The sequence below is a fragment of the Luteolibacter sp. LG18 genome, assembly GCF_036322585.1.
Taxonomy (GTDB): domain Bacteria; phylum Verrucomicrobiota; class Verrucomicrobiia; order Verrucomicrobiales; family Akkermansiaceae; genus Luteolibacter.
The window spans coordinates 2,320,098-2,334,518 of the sequence record NZ_AP024600.1 but is presented as its reverse complement, the minus strand read 5'-3'; the positions used below and the strand labels follow the sequence as shown (position 1 = coordinate 2,334,518).

Here is a 14,421-nt window from a genome sequence, read left to right as displayed (position 1 = left end):
TCAGTGACCCCGGTTGTAGATCCAGACAGCGGTGCCGAAGACCACCAGCACGGCGATTACCGTCCACAGGTAAACCAGCGCCACCTTGGAAGCAGCCGCACCGGTCTGGGCCAGGCGGTCGTAGCGACCCTTGATCTTGCCCTTGCGAAGGAAGCCGTCGTAGTGCTTCTGGATCAGGTGGGTTTCCACCTGGCGCATCACGTCCAGCACCACGCCGACGAGGATCAACAGGCTGGTGCCGCCGAAGAAGTGCAGCACCGGGGAGCTCGGCGGGAGGTTCACCACCGCGCCCACCACCACCGGCAGGATGAAGATCAACGTGAGGAAGATCGCCCCCGCGAAGGTCAGGCGGGTCATCGTGAAGTCGAGGAACTCGGCCGTCGGCTTGCCGGGGCGCACGCCCGGGACGTAGCCACCGTTGCGCTTGAGGTCTTCGGAGATCTGGGACGGCTGGAACATGGTCGCCACCCAGAAGTAGGAGAAGAAGAAGATGAAGATCGCACCGAGGACGTAGTACCAGGTGCCACCGCCGGTCAGGGCCTCATAGATCTTGAGGGACCACTTCTGAGTCGGGAACATCCACTTCAGCATCATCGGCGGCAGCGAAAGCACCGCCGTGGCGAAGATGATCGGCATCACCCCCGCGTAGTTCACCTTCAGCGGGAGATACTGGGTCTGGCCGCCGAACTGCTTCCGGCCCACAACCCGCTTCGCGTATTGCACCGCGATGCGGCGCTGGGCCTGGGTCAGGGCGATGGTGCCCGCGATGACCACCAGCAGCATGACGATCATGAGCAGCATCTTCCACGAGTTGAAGGGGCTCACGTCCTTGCCGGTGACGAAGAAGTGCCATGCCTGGATCAGAGCGCCGGGCAGCGAGGAAACGATGTTCACGGTGATGATCACCGAGGTCCCGTTGCCGATGCCGCGGTCGGTGATCTGGTCGCCGATCCACATCAGCAGCATGGTGCCGGCCACCACCGTGGCGGTCACCAGCGCGTACCACAACATGGACTGGTCGCGGACCAGAACGCCGTATTTCTCAATGCCGCTCAGGTAGGGCATTGACGCCGGATGCGTCAGCGTGCGGGCCACGAAGAAACCCTGCACCAGCGCGATGACGATCGTCATGTAGCGGGTGAACTGGGTGATCTTCTGGCGGCCGCCGTCCTCACGGGACAGGCGGGCCAGCTTCGGCACCACCGCGGTCATGAGCTGGATCATGATCGAGGCGGAAATGTAAGGCATGATGCCGAGCGCGAACACGCCCGCCTGTTGCAGGCCACCACCCGAGAACACCGCCAACATGGCATTGAGGCCACCGGCCGGGTTCGAGGGGTCCGCCTTGCTCTGCGCATCCATGTAGGCCTTGATCACGGTGCCATCCACCCCCGGAAGGGTGATGTGGACGCCGAGACGGACGATGATGATCATCGCCAGCGTGAAGAGGATGCGGTCGCGGAGCTCGGGGATCCGCCAGGTGTTGGCAAACGCAGAAATCATGGGCAGGGGAAAATGGACGCGCGGTTTATAAATACGATGAGGAAGCGCGCAAGCGCTTCCTCACCGGAGAGAAACAGGATGTGATGCGGGAACGCCTCAGGCAACCGTGACGGTGCCACCGGCCTTCTCAACCTTCTCACGGGCGGAAGCACTCACCGCGCAAACGGTGATGGTGAGCTTCTTGGTGAGAGTGCCGGTGCCAAGGAGTTTCACCTTGTCATAACGGCCGTTGATGAAACCCGCGGCGCGGAGGACTTCCTCGGTGACGACGGCGCCATCATCGAAGTTCTCCTCGAGGTCGTTGAGGTTCACCACCGCGACGACGTCGCGGAATTCGTAGTTGTTGAAGCCCTTCTTGGGAAGGCGACGATGGATCGGCATCTGGCCGCCTTCGAAGCCCACGCGGACGGAGCCGCCGGAGCGGGCACGCTGGCCCTTGTTGCCCTTGCCCGAGGTCTTGCCGTGGCCGGAGCTTTCGCCGCAACCGAGGCGCTTGACCCGGTGCTTGGCACCTTTGTTCGGCTTGAGTTCGTGAAGTTTCATTTCCTAGTGGAAGTTGGGATGGGAAATCCGGCTCAGATGGCCTTTTCCTTTTTCTTCTTGCCGCGGGAGGACAGGACCTGATCGCGGGTGCGGAGCTGGGAGAGAGCCTTCAGGGTGGCCTGCACCACGTTGGCGTGGTTGGAGGAGCCCATCGACTTGGCGAGGACGTCACGGATGCCGACTGCTTCGCAGACGGCGCGGACGCCACCACCGGCGATGATGCCGGTACCCGGAGAGGCGGGCTTCAGGAGCACCTTGCCGCCGCCGAACTCGGCGACGATTTCGTGCGGGATGGTGCCATCCACGATGCTCATCGGCTTCAGCGAACGCTTGGCGATCTCGCTGGCCTTCTTGATCGCGTCGGCGACTTCCTTGGCCTTGCCGAAACCGAGACCCACTTTGCCTTCCTTGTCGCCGGAAACGACGAGCGCGGAGAAGCTGAAGCGGCGGCCGCCCTTGACGACCTTGGCGCATCGGTTGATGAAGACGACCTTTTCAGCAAGCTGGGGTCCATCGGACTCCTGCTGGGCACGGTCGTCACGGCGCGGGCCACGGCCACGGCCACGGTCGCCACCAGGGCCACCGCCGAAACCGCCACGCTGGCCGCCCGGGCCACCGCCGAAACCGCCACGCTGTCCACCAGGACCGCCACGCTGGCCGCCACGGAAGTTACCGCCGGGGGCGGGAGCGCCTGCTTGAGGTTGAGTATTGTCGTTGCTCACGTTGATCGGTCTGGGGATTAGAACTGGAGGCCGGCTTCACGGGCCGCGTCGGCGAGAGCCTTGACCTTGCCGTGGTAGAGGTGACCACCGCGGTCGAAGACCACGGTGCCGATGTTGGCGGCCTTGGCGCGCTCGGCGATCAGGCTGCCCACCTTCTGGGCGGAGGCGACGTTCGAGGACGCGCTCTCCACTTCCTTGTCCATGGTGGACGCGGCGGCGAGGGTGCGACCGACGGTGTCGTCGATCACCTGGGCGTAGATGTGCTGGTTCGAGTAATGGATGGCGAGGCGCGGGCGCTCGGTCGTGCCGGCAACCTTCTTGCGGATGCGGGCGTGCACGCGACGGCGGATTTCCTTGCGGTTGATCTTGCTCATTTGCAGTTGATCGGTTCGTGGTTTCTTTCGTCTTGCGTGCGTTATTTGCCGACGCTCTTGCCTTCCTTGCGGCGGACGTATTCGCCGACGTAGCGGACGCCCTTGCCCTTGTACGGCTCCGGCGGGTAGTAGCCGCGGACCTCGGCGGCGAACTGGCCGACGAGTTGCTTGTCGATGCCTTCCACCTTGATCTTGGTGTTGTCCGTCACCGTGACGGTGAGACCGGACGGGATCGGGTGGAGAAGCGGGTGGGAACGGCCGAGCGAAAGGTCGATTTCGGAACCCTTGACGGCGGCGCGGAGACCGACGCCCTGGATTTCGAGGTCTTTGACGAAGCCCTTCGACACGCCGATGATCATGTTGTTGATCAAGCTGCGGGCGGTGCCGTGGAGAGCCTTGTGCTGGCGGGAATCAGTGGCGCGGGTCACCGTGACACCACCGTCCTCGGTGGTGAGCGCGATGCCTTCCGGAAGAGCGAAGCTCAGCTTGCCCTTGGGACCTTCGACGGTCACCTGGCCACCGTCGATTTTGACGGCAACCTTCTCGGGAAGCGAAATGGGCTTGAGGCCAACTCGTGACATGGGATGGATTCCTTTCTAAGTTGGAGGATTACCAAACGATGGCGAGGAGTTCGCCGCCGAGGTTTTGACGCTTGGCGGTGCCGCCGGTCACCACGCCCTTCGAGGTCGAAAGGATGGCGATGCCGAGGCCGGACATGACGCGCGGGATTTCACCGGAGCCCACGTAAGTGCGGCGGCCGGGCTTGGAAACGCGCTTGAGGTCGGTGAGAACCGGGCGGCCGTCGATGAACTTCGGCTTCACCTTGATTTCGGTGCGGTCGCCGGTGACGACTTCGTAGTTCCAGATGTAGCCTTCCTCCTGGAGGATCCGGGCGATGTCCGCCTTGATCTTGGAGTGGGGAGCGGAGAATTCCTCGTTGCCCGCGCGGCAAGCGTTCTTGAGGCGGGTCAGGAAATCGGAAATCGGGTCGGTGAGAACTGCCATAATGTCAGGTCTTTCTTGAGGTGTTCTGGATTCAGGCAGCGGCGCCTTCTTCGGCCTTCTTGTTGTCGCGGAACGGCAGGCCGAGCGCGCGGAGCAGCTCGCGGCCTTCGTTGTCGGTCTTGGCGGTCGTCACGAAGATCAGGTCGAAACCGATCTGGCGCTTGATCTGGTCGATCTCGATTTCCGGGAAGATGGACTGGTCCGGGATACCCACGGCGTAGTTGCCCCTGCCGTCGAAGGACTTCGACGGGATACCGCGGAAGTCGCGGATGTTCGGGGCCGTCAGGTTGATGAAGCGGTCCAGGAACTCCCACATGCGGGTGCCACGGAGGGTGACACGGGCTCCGAGGGCTTCACCCTCGCGGAGCTTGAAGTTGGCGACGGCCTTCTTCGAGAAGGAGATGGAGGCTTTCTGGCCGGTGATCTTGCCGATTTCGGTGACGGCGTCATCGACGGCGAGCTTGCGGTCCGGGGACTTGCCCATGCAGGAGGTCACCACGATCTTCTCGAGTTGTGGGACCTGGTGCGGGTTGGCGTAGCCGAGCTTCTCTTTGAGAGCCGGCACGACCTTTTCCTTGTAGTGCTGTTGCAGCTTAGGTGTGCTCATTGTTTCAGCGGGTCAGCGCTTTGTATTTGTAACGCTTAAGCGCGGGCGGAGACCGGAGTCTCAGCCCAGTTTCTTGACGTTGGAGATATGAACGGGGCCGTCGGATTCGATCAGGCCACCATCGGGATTCTTTTCGGAGCGGCGGGTCGCCTTCTTGACCTTGCGGCCGCCTTCGACGACGACCTGGCCCTTGGCGGCGTTCACGGACAGGACCGTGCCACGCTTGCCCTTGTGGTTGCCGGCGATGATTTCGACTTCGTCGCCTTTCTTAACGTGAGTCTTCATGGAAATTGTCGGGGCTGGAAGTGGACTCAGAGGACCTCCGGTGCAAGCGAAACAATCTTCATGAACTGCTTTTCACGCAGTTCGCGGGCGACAGGCCCGAAAATGCGGGTGCCGCGCGGATTGTTGTCCTTGTCGATGATCACGATGGCGTTGCCATCGAAGCGGAGCACCGAACCGTCTGGACGGCGGATCGGGGCGGCGGTGCGGACGATCACGGCCTTCACGACGCTGCCCTTCTTCACGGAAGCGGTGGGGATCGAGTCGCGGATGTGGGCGGTGATCACGTCGCCGACATTGGCGATGCGGGTGCGCTTGCCGAGCACACCGATCATTTTCGCGCTGCGGGCACCGGTGTTGTCGGCGACCGTCAGCTTGGTTTCCATCTGGATCATGGCGGGAAGAAAAGTAGGAGCTTCTGGAGTGGTGGATGATCCGGACGGCACGTCCGGTCACCGAGGTGACTGGATCAGTGCGAGAGGATGCTCTCGAGGTTCCAGCGCTTCAGTTTGGACAGCGGGCGGGTCTCGACGATGCGGACGCGGTCGCCGATGGCGGCTTCACCCTTCTCGTCGTGCACGTAGTACTTCTTGGAGCGCTTGACGATCTTGTTGAACTTCGGGTGCGGGACGCGGGCGACGTGCTCGACGACGATGGTCTTGTCCATCTTCGTGGAAACGACAACGCCGACGCGGGTCTTGCGAAGCTGCGGGGTGGAGTCCGTGGTGGTGGTCTCGCTCATGGTGAGTGGAGGTGGTGCGTTGCGTTCCGGAATCAAGCGTTGCGCTTGGCAGAAAGGGCCGTCTGCACGCGGGCGGACTCGCGGCGGATGGTGCGGATGCGGGCGGAATTCTCAAGCTGGCCGGTGGCCTTCTGGAGACGGAGGTTGAGGGACTCCTGCTTGAGTTCGCGCAGGCGGTTCTGGAGCTCGGCGACGGTGAGCTCCTTGATGTCCTTGGTCTTGGTTGCCATGGAAACGGTGATCTTGATTGGTTTCAGTGGATCGCAACGGAACGCGGCTGGCGTCAGGCGTGCGGGTTACGGACAACGAAGCGGGTGCGGATGCCGAGCTTGTAGGAAGCCAGGCGCATGGCCTCGCGGGCCTGGGATTCCGGCACACCGGCGACTTCGAAGAGCATGTTGCCGGGACGGATCACGGCCACCCAGAACTCGACGGAGCCCTTGCCCTTACCCATTCGGGTTTCCGGCGGACGGGCGGTCACCGACTTGTGCGGGAAGATACGGATCCAGACCTTGCCTTTACGCTTCAGGAAACGGTTGATGGCGATACGGCAGGCTTCGATCTGGCGGTTGGTCATCCAGCCGCGATCAACGGTCTGCAGACCGAAATCGCCGAACGCGACGGTCGTTCCGCTGGTCGCGTTGCCGGATCGGCTGCCGCGGTGGCTCTTGCGGAACTTGGTTCGTTTGGGCATCAATGGCATGGCTCAGTCCTCCTTGGAAAAGTTCGGGTTGCGGGAAAAAATTAGGGGTCGGATCGGATTATCCGTTGTTACGCGGGCGGCGGTCGCCACGGTCACCGCGCGGACCGCGGTCGCCACGTGGTTCACGGGGGCCACGGTCGCCGCGCTCACCGCGCTCGCCGCGTCCCTGGGAAGGACGGTTCTCCTCTTCCTTCTTGTTCACCCAGCACTTGACGCCGATCACACCGTAAAGGGTGCGGGCTTCGGCGAAGCCGTAGTCGAGCGGCACGCGGAGCGTCTGAAGCGGCACCTTGCCTTCGCGGTACCACTCGGAGCGGGCGATGTCGGCGCCACCGAGGCGGCCGGCGCAGCGGAGGCGGATGCCTTCCGCGCCGAAGTCCATGGCGGTCTGGATCGCGCGCTTCATGGCGCGGCGGAAGCTAATGCGGCGCTCAAGCTGGACGGCCACGTTCTCGGCGACGAGCTGGGCGTCGAGCTCCGGCTTGCGGATCTCGAGGATGTCGATCTTGACCTGGGCACCGTTGCAGAGCGCGTTGAGGTCGCGGGTCATGATCTCGATGTCACGTCCCTGGCGGCCGATGATCAGGCCGGGGCGGGAGGTGTGGAGGGTGACGCGGACGCTGTTCCAGGCGCGCTCGATCACGACCTTCGCGAGAGCGGCGCTCTGGAGGCGCTTCTTGAGGTAGTTGCGGATCGAGAGGTCCTCGTGAAGCTTGGTGGTGTAATCCTTGCCAGTGGCGAACCACTTGGAGCGCCAGTCCTTGGAGACGGCGAGACGGAAGGCGATCGGATTGACTTTCTGGCCCATGGTCGGTGCTAGTTGAAAGGTTGCGGGGAGTGCGGATCAGGCCTGCTCTTCGGCAGCGGTTTCCTCGGTGGTGGCGGCCGGCTTGTCAGCCTTCTTGGCAGCGGTCTTGCGCGGGGCGCGGGTCTTCTTCTCCGGGGCGGAGCCCACGAGGGTGATGAAGATGTGGCTGGTGGGCTTGCGGATGCCACCGGCGGATCCCTTGGCGCGCGGCTTGAAGCGCTTGATCGCCGGGCCGATGCCGATGACGGCTTCCTTCACGACCAGCGTGCTGGTATCGAGCGAGAAGTTGTGCTCGGCGTCCGCGATGGCGGTCTTGAGCGTCTTGCCGATCAGGTGCGCGGCCTTCTTCGGGGTGAAGGTCAGGATATCAAGGGCGCTCGAGACAGGGAGGCCTTGGATTTCGCGTGCGACGTCGCGCGCCTTCTTCGGCGAGAGACGGACGTATTTGGTGGTGCTCTTGACTTCCATCGGTCGTGAAAGGTGGATGGTTCGGGAAAAAATTAACGATTTGGTTGGGTCTCGAGAGTGGCGGAGTCGCCAAGCCGGGCAGTTTCTGAGGGGCGGTCGAGGCGCTCGACGAACGCACCGCAGACATCCTTGCGAAGGTCGGCGATGATGGCTTTTCCGTAGGGCTGGTTGGAGCGGACGAGCACGAAGCTCATGCCGATCCGGGCCCCTTGGGCTTCTCCGACATTCAGGACAAGCAGGCCGCTTTTCTGGTCAATGCTGACGATGTTGGCCTGCTGGAGACTGCCCGTCCGGAGTGCGGGGCGGGGCTTGTCCTTGAAACCAAGCTGTACGTCAAGCTCGCGTAGAGAAGTTTCCACACGAAGCCGGGCTTCCGGGTCGGAAACCACGGCCTGGCGGAGATAGTCGTTGATCGAAGCCGCAAGGTGGCCGGACGCGTCCTGCAGGGCCTTGAGGCGTTCGTTCGCGAGCTGAAGGTCGGCGGCGGCCTGGATCAGGCGGTCGTCGCCACCGCCGAGCAGGTTCTTGCCCAGGGCCTCGAGACGCTCGCGGACCTGGTTGAGCTGCTCGACAGCCTTCTTCTCGTTCTGGTTGGACTCGGTGAGGCTCTTCTGGAGCGCCGAGACCCGTTGCTCCAGCATCGCCACCCGGGCGTCCTCCTGTCCCTGGCACGAGGCCCCGGTGCCGAGCAGTCCGAGGACCGCGGCGAGGCTGCGTGGTTGGAGACAGGAGACCATGGGTGGCGGCGGGAGCGGTTAGGCGGAATTACTTCTTACCGATGCCGCCGTGGGCACGGAAGATACGGGTCGGCGCGAATTCACCGAGCTTGTGACCCACCATGTTTTCGGTCACGTAGACGGGGACGAAGGTCTTGCCGTTGTGAACGAGGAAGTTGTGGCTGACGAAGTCGGGGGTGATCATCGACTTGCGGCTCCAGGTCTTGATCGGCTTGCGGTCGTCGCCAGCGGCGGCGACGGCGTCGATCTTCTCGAGAAGCTTCTGGTCAACGAACGGACCTTTTTTGAGCGAGCGTGGCATGACGTCGTAAAGTTCGGATGGATGCTAGGGCGGATTAGCGCTTCGCCTTGTGGCGGGATTCGACGATGAAGGCGTTGGTCGGCTTCTTCTTCTTGCGCGTCTTCTGGCCCTTGGCGTGACCCCACGGGCTGAGGAGGTGCTGGCGGCCACCACCGGACTTCGAGCGGCCTTCACCACCACCGTTCGGGTGGTCGACCGGGTTCATCGTCATACCGCGGACGGTCGGACGGACGCCGAGCCAGCGGGTGCGGCCGGCCTTGCCCGAGGACTCGTTCATGTGGTCGCGGTTGCCGACAACGCCGATGGTGCAGAGGCACTCTTCGTTGAAGCGGCGGATTTCACCGGACGGCATCTTGATGAGGGCCCAGCCGCCTTCGCGGTTGGAAAGCACGGCCTGCTGGCCGGCGGCGCGGGCGACCTTGCCACCGCCACCCGGGGTCAGCTCGATGTTGTGGATCGAGGTGCCGAGCGGGACGTTCTTGAGCGGCATGGCGTTGCCGACCTTCGGGGCGACCTTCTCGCCGGCCACCACGGTGGCACCGGTTTCGAGGCCGGCCGGGGCGAGGATGTAGGACTTCTGACCGTCCTGATACTGGATCAGGGCGATGCGGCAGGTGCGGTTCGGATCGTATTCGATGCCAACCACGGTCGCCGGCACGTCGAACTTGCGGCGCTTGAAGTCGACCAGGCGGTAGTGGCGCTTGTGGCCACCGCCGATGTGGCGGCAGGTGATGCGGCCGGTGTTGTTACGGCCGCCGGAGCGCTTGATCGGCTCGAGCAGGCTCTTCTCCGGCTTGGTCTTGGTGACCTCCTCGAAGGAAGGAAGCGACATGTAACGCGCGGACGGCGTGACGGGCTTGAGATTGTGAAGGGGCATGACTCGCGTTCAGTTTCGAGTTTTCGCGGGTAAGTGACTCTCGATCAGACGAGGTCGAGCGATTCGCCTTGCTTGAGGCGGACGACGGCTTTCTTCCAGTGGGCGGTGCGGCCGGCGTCGGCGCGGCGCTGGCGCTTCAGCTTGCCGGTGACGTTGGCGGTGCGGACGCCTTCGACCTTCTTGCCGAAGAGCTGCTCCACGGCACGCTTGATCTCGAGCTTGTTCGCCTTGCGGTCGACCTGGAGGGTGATCTCGTTGTTGGTCTCCTGCAGAAGGGTGGCCTTCTCGCTGAGGTGGACGTTCTTGATGACCTGGTAAATGTCTTTCATGGTCGTGCGGGTGGGTCCGGGGTTCAGGCGGTGCGCTGGGCGAGGGTCGCCACGGCGTCACCAACCAGGAGGACGGAATCGGCGAGGATGAGCTGCTCGACGTTGAGTTCCAGCGCGGTGACGAGCTGGGCCCAGACGACGTTGCGGGCGGCGAGGTAGGTGGCGTCGTCGAAGGAGTTCGAGACGATCAGGACCTTGCCCGGGGAGACGAGGCCTTCCACGGTGGAGACGAAGGTCTTGGTCTTGCCGTCGGCGATCGAGAAGGTGTCCACGGCGTGGATCGACTCGCTGCGGACGAGGTCACCGAGGATGCGGCGCAGCGCGAGCTTGCGGACGTTCTTCGGAACCTTCTTCGAGTAATCGCGCGGACGCGGGCCGAAGACCACGCCACCACCGACGAAGATCGGGGCGCGCTTGTCGCCGTGGCGGGCGTTACCGGTGCCCTTCTGCTTGTAGATCTTCTTGTTGTTGCCGCGGACTTCGCCACGGGTCTTGGTGTTGGCGGAACCGGAGCGGCGGTTCGCGCGGTAGGCGGTCACGAGGTCGTGCACGGCCTGGGAACCACGGTCGGCCTCGACGAGGACGACATTGGCGGCTTGCGCGTCTTCAGCGGTGAAGGATTTCGCGGGCATGGCTGGAATCAGTTACGGGGTTCTGCGTTGGGCCCGGAATCAGGCGGACTTCTTCTTGGCAGCGCGGACGGTCACGTAGTTGCCCTTCGCGCCCGGGATCGCACCGGAGATGAGGATGACGCCGTCTTCCGGACGGACCGCCACGATCTTGAGGTTCTGGACGGTGCTCTTCACGTCACCCATGTGTCCCGGCATCTTCTGGTTCTTCCAGACGCGGCCCGGAGTGGAGCGGCAGCCGATGGCGCCGGTCCGGCGGTGCATCATGGAGCCGTGGGTCATCTTGAGACCACCGAATCCGTGGCGCTTGACGGCCCCCTGGAAGCCCTTGCCCTTGTTCGTGCCGATCACGTCGACCCACTGGCCGGCGGCGAACAGCTCAACACCCGGGTGGGTTTCCGGAGCAGTCTCGCCAGCGGCGAAACGGAACTCCTTGACGAAGCGCTTCGGCGTGGAGCCGGCCTTCTTGAAGCGGCCGAGATCCGGCTTGGAGACGCGCTGCTCCTTCTGGTCGCCGTAGCCGACCTGAACGGCGGTGTAGCCGTCCTTTTCAGGAGTCTTGACCTGGAGCACCGTGTTGCCGGACACGTCGATGACGGTCACGGGGATCATGCTCTGCGCCTTTTCGTCGAAAAGGCGGGTCATACCGATTTTTTTGCCGAGGAGTCCGAGAGACATGGCGTGGAAGAATGTGAAATTTGAAATTGGAGACTTGAGATACCCGGACGGCAACTCAGATGCGGATGGTGATGTCGACACCGGCCGGAAGGTTGAGCTTCTTGAGCTCGTCCACCGTGCGGGCGGTCGGGTCCACGATGTCGAGGAGGCGCTTGTGGGTGCGGATCTCGAACTGCTCGGCCGACTTCTTGTTGACGTGGACGGAGCGGTTCACGCTGAACTTCTCGATGCGGGTCGGAAGCGGGATCGGGCCAGCCACCTTGGCACCGGTGCGTTTGGCGGTTTCCACGATTTCCTGGGCCGAGCGGTCGATCGCGCGGTGATCGAAAGCGCGCAGGCGGATGCGGATTTTCTGGTTGTCCATGACGTGTGAAGGGGTTGGTGCTTGAGAGTGGATCAGTCGCGGCTCGAGTAGCCCGTGCGTTCGCTGACGATTTGGTCGACGATGTTGTTGGGGACCTGCTCGAAGTGCGATGGGGTCATCGAATACGAGGCGCGGCCGGAGGAGATGGTGCGCACGTCGGTCGAGTATCCGAACATTTCCTTGAGGGGGACATTGGCGTGGATCACGGCCAGCCGGCCCTTCGTTTCCATGTTCTGGATCTGACCGCGGCGGCGGTTGAGATCGCCCATCACGTCGCCCTGGTAGTCGTCCGGAGTGGAGACTTCCACGGCCATGATCGGCTCGAGGAGAATCGGTTTGGCCTTCTTGAAGCCATCCTTCATCGCGAAGATGGCGGCCATCGTGAACGCGTTTTCGTTCGAGTCCACGTCGTGGTAGGAACCACCGAGGATGTCCACGTGGACGTCGATCACCGGATAGCCGGCGATGATGCCATTGGTCATCGACTCGTTCACGCCCTTGTAGACGGCGTTGATGTATTCTTTCGGGATTTCGCCACCCACGACCTTGTTTTCGATCGTGAGGCCCTTGCCCTTTTCGTTCGGGCGCATCTCGATGCGCACGTGGCCGTATTGGCCGCGGCCACCGGACTGCTTGACGAGCTTGCCGTCACCCAGGGCACCCTTGGTGATGGTCTCGCGGTAAGCGATCTGCGGGGCACCGGTGTTGGCCTCCACCTTGAACTCGCGCTTCAGGCGGTCCACGATGATCTCCAGGTGGAGTTCGCCCATACCGGCGATGATGGTCTGGCCGGTCTCCTCGTCCGTCTTGACCATGAAAGTCGGGTCTTCTTCGGAGAGGCGGCCCAAGGCAAGCGCCAGCTTCTCCTGGTCGGCCTTGGTTTTCGGTTCGACGGCCATCGAGATGACCGGTTCCGGGAAAGTGGGGGGTTCGAGGACCACGTCGTGGTCTTCGGCGGCGAGAGTGTCGCCGGTGGTGACGTTCTTGATGCCGACCATGGCGGCGATGTCACCGGAGTAACAGACATCCACGTCCTTGTGCTCGTTGGACTGGATGCGGATCAAGCGGCCGACACGCTCGGAGCGACGGGTGCGCGGGTTGTAAACCGTGTCGCCCTTCTTGATCGAGCCGGAATAGACGCGGAAGAAAACGAGCTTTCCGACGAACTTGTCCGCCCAGAGCTTGAAAGCGAGCGAAACGAACTTCTCGTTGTCGGAGGTGATGACCTCGATGTGGCGATCGTGGTCGTCCGGATCCATGCCGACCGCCGGCGGCAGGTCGAGCGGGCTCGGGAGGTAGTCGACAACGGCATCGAGGAGATACTGGACGCCCTTGTTCTTGAAAGCGGAACCACCTGCGACCGGGATCAGCTTGTTGGCGATCGTGGCGCGGCGGATGGCAGCCTTGAGGTCGGCCTTGGTGAAGGCTTCCTCCATGAGGATCTTCTCACCGAGCTCGTCGTCCACATCGGCGACGGCGTTGACAAGTTCCGCGTAAGCCTCTTCGGCGACGACCTTCTGGTCGTCGTCAAGATCGCGCACCTCGTAGGTGGAGCCGAACTTATCGTTGTCGGAATAGAAGATGGCCTTCTGGTTCACGACGTCGATCTGGCCGACGAGGTGATCCTCGGCACCGATCGGGATCAGGATGCGGGCCGCGTGGGCACCGAGCTTCTCCTTCACCTCGTTGAAGACGTTCTGGAAGTTCGCGCCGGTGCGGTCCATCTTGTTGACGAACACGATCCGCGGAACGTGATACTTGGTGGCCTGGCGCCAGACGGTTTCGGTCTGGGGCTGGACGCCCGCGACGCCGCAGAACACGACGATCGCGCCATCGAGCACGCGGAGCGAGCGCTCCACCTCGGCCGTGAAGTCCACGTGGCCGGGGGTGTCGATGATGTTGATGCGCTGCTTGAGCTCAGGGAAGAGCTTGATCACACCGTCCTCGTTGCGCTGCCACCATTCGGTGGTGACAGCGGCGGAGGTGATGGTGATGCCGCGCTCGCGCTCCTGCTCCATCCAGTCGGTGGTGGCGGCACCATCGTGCACCTCACCGATCTTGTGGATCATGCCCGTGTAGAACAAGATCCGCTCCGTCAACGTCGTCTTGCCAGCATCGATGTGAGCGGCAATCCCGATGTTTCGGGTGCGCTCCAGCGTATACTGGCGGTTTGGACTGTTGGGGTTGGCGGACATCGTCTTGCCGGAGACCGGCGGGCGTTGGAGTTTCCTGGAGCGTCTGCGAAGCTGTGATTACCAGCGGAAGTGGGCGAAGGCGCGGTTGGCCTGGGCCATCTTGTGGACGTCGTCGCGCTTGCGAACGGCGTTGCCCTGGTTGTTGGCGGCGTCCTTGATCTCGTTGGCGAGAGCGACGTGCATCGGGGTGCCCTTGCGATTGCGGGCGTAGGTGCAGATCCAGCGCATCGCCAGCGACTCGGAACGGTCGGCGGCAACTTCGAGCGGCACCTGGTAGGTGGCACCACCGACGCGGCGGGACTTCACTTCGACGCGCGGCTTGGCGTTCTCGATCGCGCGGGTGATGACTTCGAGCGGGTCGACGGTGTCGACACCCTCGTTGGCCTTGTCGATCGCGGCGTAGACGATGCGCTGGGCAAGCGAGCGCTTGCCGTCGTGCATGACCTTGCTGATGAGGTGACCGACGAGGGGGCTGGCGTAACGCGGATCGCTACGGTCCGGCTTGGTGAAAACTCGCTTGCGGCGGGGCATGGCGGGAAGTGGTTGGTGTTAAA

23 protein-coding genes are annotated in these 14,421 nt (G+C 63.2%); all 23 read right to left on the bottom strand.

What is annotated here, in order from left to right; all coding sequences use genetic code 11:
• The 23 genes from secY to rpsG all read right to left on the bottom strand — a co-directional run bounded on the left by secY (position 1) and on the right by rpsG (position 14,398).
• A complete protein-coding gene (gene secY / locus llg_RS09800; protein WP_338289689.1) occupies positions 1–1,503 on the bottom strand; it encodes a preprotein translocase subunit SecY in 1,503 nt (500 codons plus the stop codon).
• Between the two features lie 96 nt (positions 1,504–1,599).
• A complete protein-coding gene (gene rplO / locus llg_RS09795; RefSeq protein ID WP_338289688.1) occupies positions 1,600–2,046 on the bottom strand; it encodes a 50S ribosomal protein L15 in 447 nt (148 codons plus the stop codon).
• A 32-nt stretch (positions 2,047–2,078) separates the two neighbouring features.
• Positions 2,079–2,768, bottom strand: coding sequence for a 30S ribosomal protein S5 (rpsE, locus tag llg_RS09790; RefSeq protein WP_345789194.1), 690 nt, complete (start codon positions 2,766–2,768; stop codon positions 2,079–2,081).
• 17 nt (positions 2,769–2,785) lie between these two features.
• Positions 2,786–3,142, bottom strand: coding sequence for a 50S ribosomal protein L18 (rplR, locus tag llg_RS09785; RefSeq protein ID WP_338289687.1), 357 nt, complete (start codon positions 3,140–3,142; stop codon positions 2,786–2,788).
• A 41-nt stretch (positions 3,143–3,183) separates the two neighbouring features.
• Entirely contained in the window at positions 3,184–3,723 is a 540-nt protein-coding gene (gene rplF / locus llg_RS09780; RefSeq protein ID WP_338289686.1) for a 50S ribosomal protein L6, read from the bottom strand.
• A 28-nt stretch (positions 3,724–3,751) separates the two neighbouring features.
• Positions 3,752–4,147 carry a 30S ribosomal protein S8 gene (gene rpsH / locus llg_RS09775; protein ID WP_338289685.1) on the bottom strand — a complete coding sequence of 132 codons (396 nt, stop codon included), beginning with the start codon at positions 4,145–4,147 and terminating at the stop codon, positions 3,752–3,754.
• Positions 4,148–4,178: 31 nt separating this feature from the next.
• On the bottom strand, positions 4,179–4,754 hold the full coding sequence (gene rplE / locus llg_RS09770) for a 50S ribosomal protein L5 (protein WP_338289684.1): 576 nt from the start codon (positions 4,752–4,754) through the stop codon (positions 4,179–4,181).
• A 60-nt stretch (positions 4,755–4,814) separates the two neighbouring features.
• Positions 4,815–5,039, bottom strand: a complete 225-nt coding sequence (gene rplX / locus llg_RS09765) for a 50S ribosomal protein L24 (protein WP_338289683.1) — start codon at positions 5,037–5,039, stop codon at positions 4,815–4,817.
• A gap of 26 nt (positions 5,040–5,065) precedes the next feature.
• Complete coding sequence (gene rplN / locus llg_RS09760) at positions 5,066–5,431, bottom strand: 50S ribosomal protein L14 (RefSeq protein WP_338289682.1); 366 nt, start codon at positions 5,429–5,431, stop codon at positions 5,066–5,068.
• Positions 5,432–5,505: 74 nt separating this feature from the next.
• On the bottom strand, positions 5,506–5,778 hold the full coding sequence (gene rpsQ, locus llg_RS09755; protein ID WP_338289681.1) for a 30S ribosomal protein S17: 273 nt from the start codon (positions 5,776–5,778) through the stop codon (positions 5,506–5,508).
• Positions 5,779–5,810: 32 nt separating this feature from the next.
• Complete coding sequence (rpmC, locus tag llg_RS09750) at positions 5,811–6,008, bottom strand: 50S ribosomal protein L29 (protein WP_338289679.1); 198 nt, start codon at positions 6,006–6,008, stop codon at positions 5,811–5,813.
• Between the two features lie 53 nt (positions 6,009–6,061).
• Entirely contained in the window at positions 6,062–6,481 is a 420-nt protein-coding gene (gene rplP, locus llg_RS09745; RefSeq protein ID WP_338289678.1) for a 50S ribosomal protein L16, read from the bottom strand.
• 58 nt (positions 6,482–6,539) lie between these two features.
• Positions 6,540–7,289 (bottom strand): 30S ribosomal protein S3, encoded by a 750-nt coding sequence (gene rpsC / locus llg_RS09740; RefSeq protein WP_338289677.1) that lies wholly within the window; start codon positions 7,287–7,289, stop codon positions 6,540–6,542.
• A gap of 36 nt (positions 7,290–7,325) precedes the next feature.
• Entirely contained in the window at positions 7,326–7,757 is a 432-nt protein-coding gene (rplV, locus tag llg_RS09735) for a 50S ribosomal protein L22 (protein ID WP_338289676.1), read from the bottom strand.
• A 32-nt stretch (positions 7,758–7,789) separates the two neighbouring features.
• Positions 7,790–8,494 (bottom strand): hypothetical protein, encoded by a 705-nt coding sequence (locus llg_RS09730; protein ID WP_338289675.1) that lies wholly within the window; start codon positions 8,492–8,494, stop codon positions 7,790–7,792.
• 28 nt (positions 8,495–8,522) lie between these two features.
• Entirely contained in the window at positions 8,523–8,795 is a 273-nt protein-coding gene (rpsS, locus tag llg_RS09725; RefSeq protein ID WP_338289674.1) for a 30S ribosomal protein S19, read from the bottom strand.
• Positions 8,796–8,829: 34 nt separating this feature from the next.
• The gene (gene rplB / locus llg_RS09720; RefSeq protein ID WP_338289673.1) at positions 8,830–9,672 is read right to left on the bottom strand and encodes a 50S ribosomal protein L2; all 843 of its coding nucleotides are present in this window, start codon (positions 9,670–9,672) and stop codon (positions 8,830–8,832) included.
• A gap of 44 nt (positions 9,673–9,716) precedes the next feature.
• Positions 9,717–10,001: a 50S ribosomal protein L23 gene (gene rplW, locus llg_RS09715; protein ID WP_338289672.1), complete on the bottom strand. Its 285-nt coding sequence runs from the start codon at positions 9,999–10,001 to the stop codon at positions 9,717–9,719.
• Positions 10,002–10,024: 23 nt separating this feature from the next.
• Entirely contained in the window at positions 10,025–10,633 is a 609-nt protein-coding gene (gene rplD / locus llg_RS09710; RefSeq protein WP_338289671.1) for a 50S ribosomal protein L4, read from the bottom strand.
• 39 nt (positions 10,634–10,672) lie between these two features.
• On the bottom strand, positions 10,673–11,308 hold the full coding sequence (rplC, locus tag llg_RS09705) for a 50S ribosomal protein L3 (protein WP_338289670.1): 636 nt from the start codon (positions 11,306–11,308) through the stop codon (positions 10,673–10,675).
• Positions 11,309–11,363: 55 nt separating this feature from the next.
• Positions 11,364–11,672, bottom strand: coding sequence for a 30S ribosomal protein S10 (gene rpsJ, locus llg_RS09700; protein WP_211631202.1), 309 nt, complete (start codon positions 11,670–11,672; stop codon positions 11,364–11,366).
• 32 nt (positions 11,673–11,704) lie between these two features.
• On the bottom strand, positions 11,705–13,867 hold the full coding sequence (gene fusA, locus llg_RS09695) for an elongation factor G (RefSeq protein ID WP_338289668.1): 2,163 nt from the start codon (positions 13,865–13,867) through the stop codon (positions 11,705–11,707).
• A gap of 57 nt (positions 13,868–13,924) precedes the next feature.
• Entirely contained in the window at positions 13,925–14,398 is a 474-nt protein-coding gene (gene rpsG, locus llg_RS09690; RefSeq protein ID WP_338289666.1) for a 30S ribosomal protein S7, read from the bottom strand.
• Between the last annotated feature and the right edge of the window lie 23 nt (positions 14,399–14,421).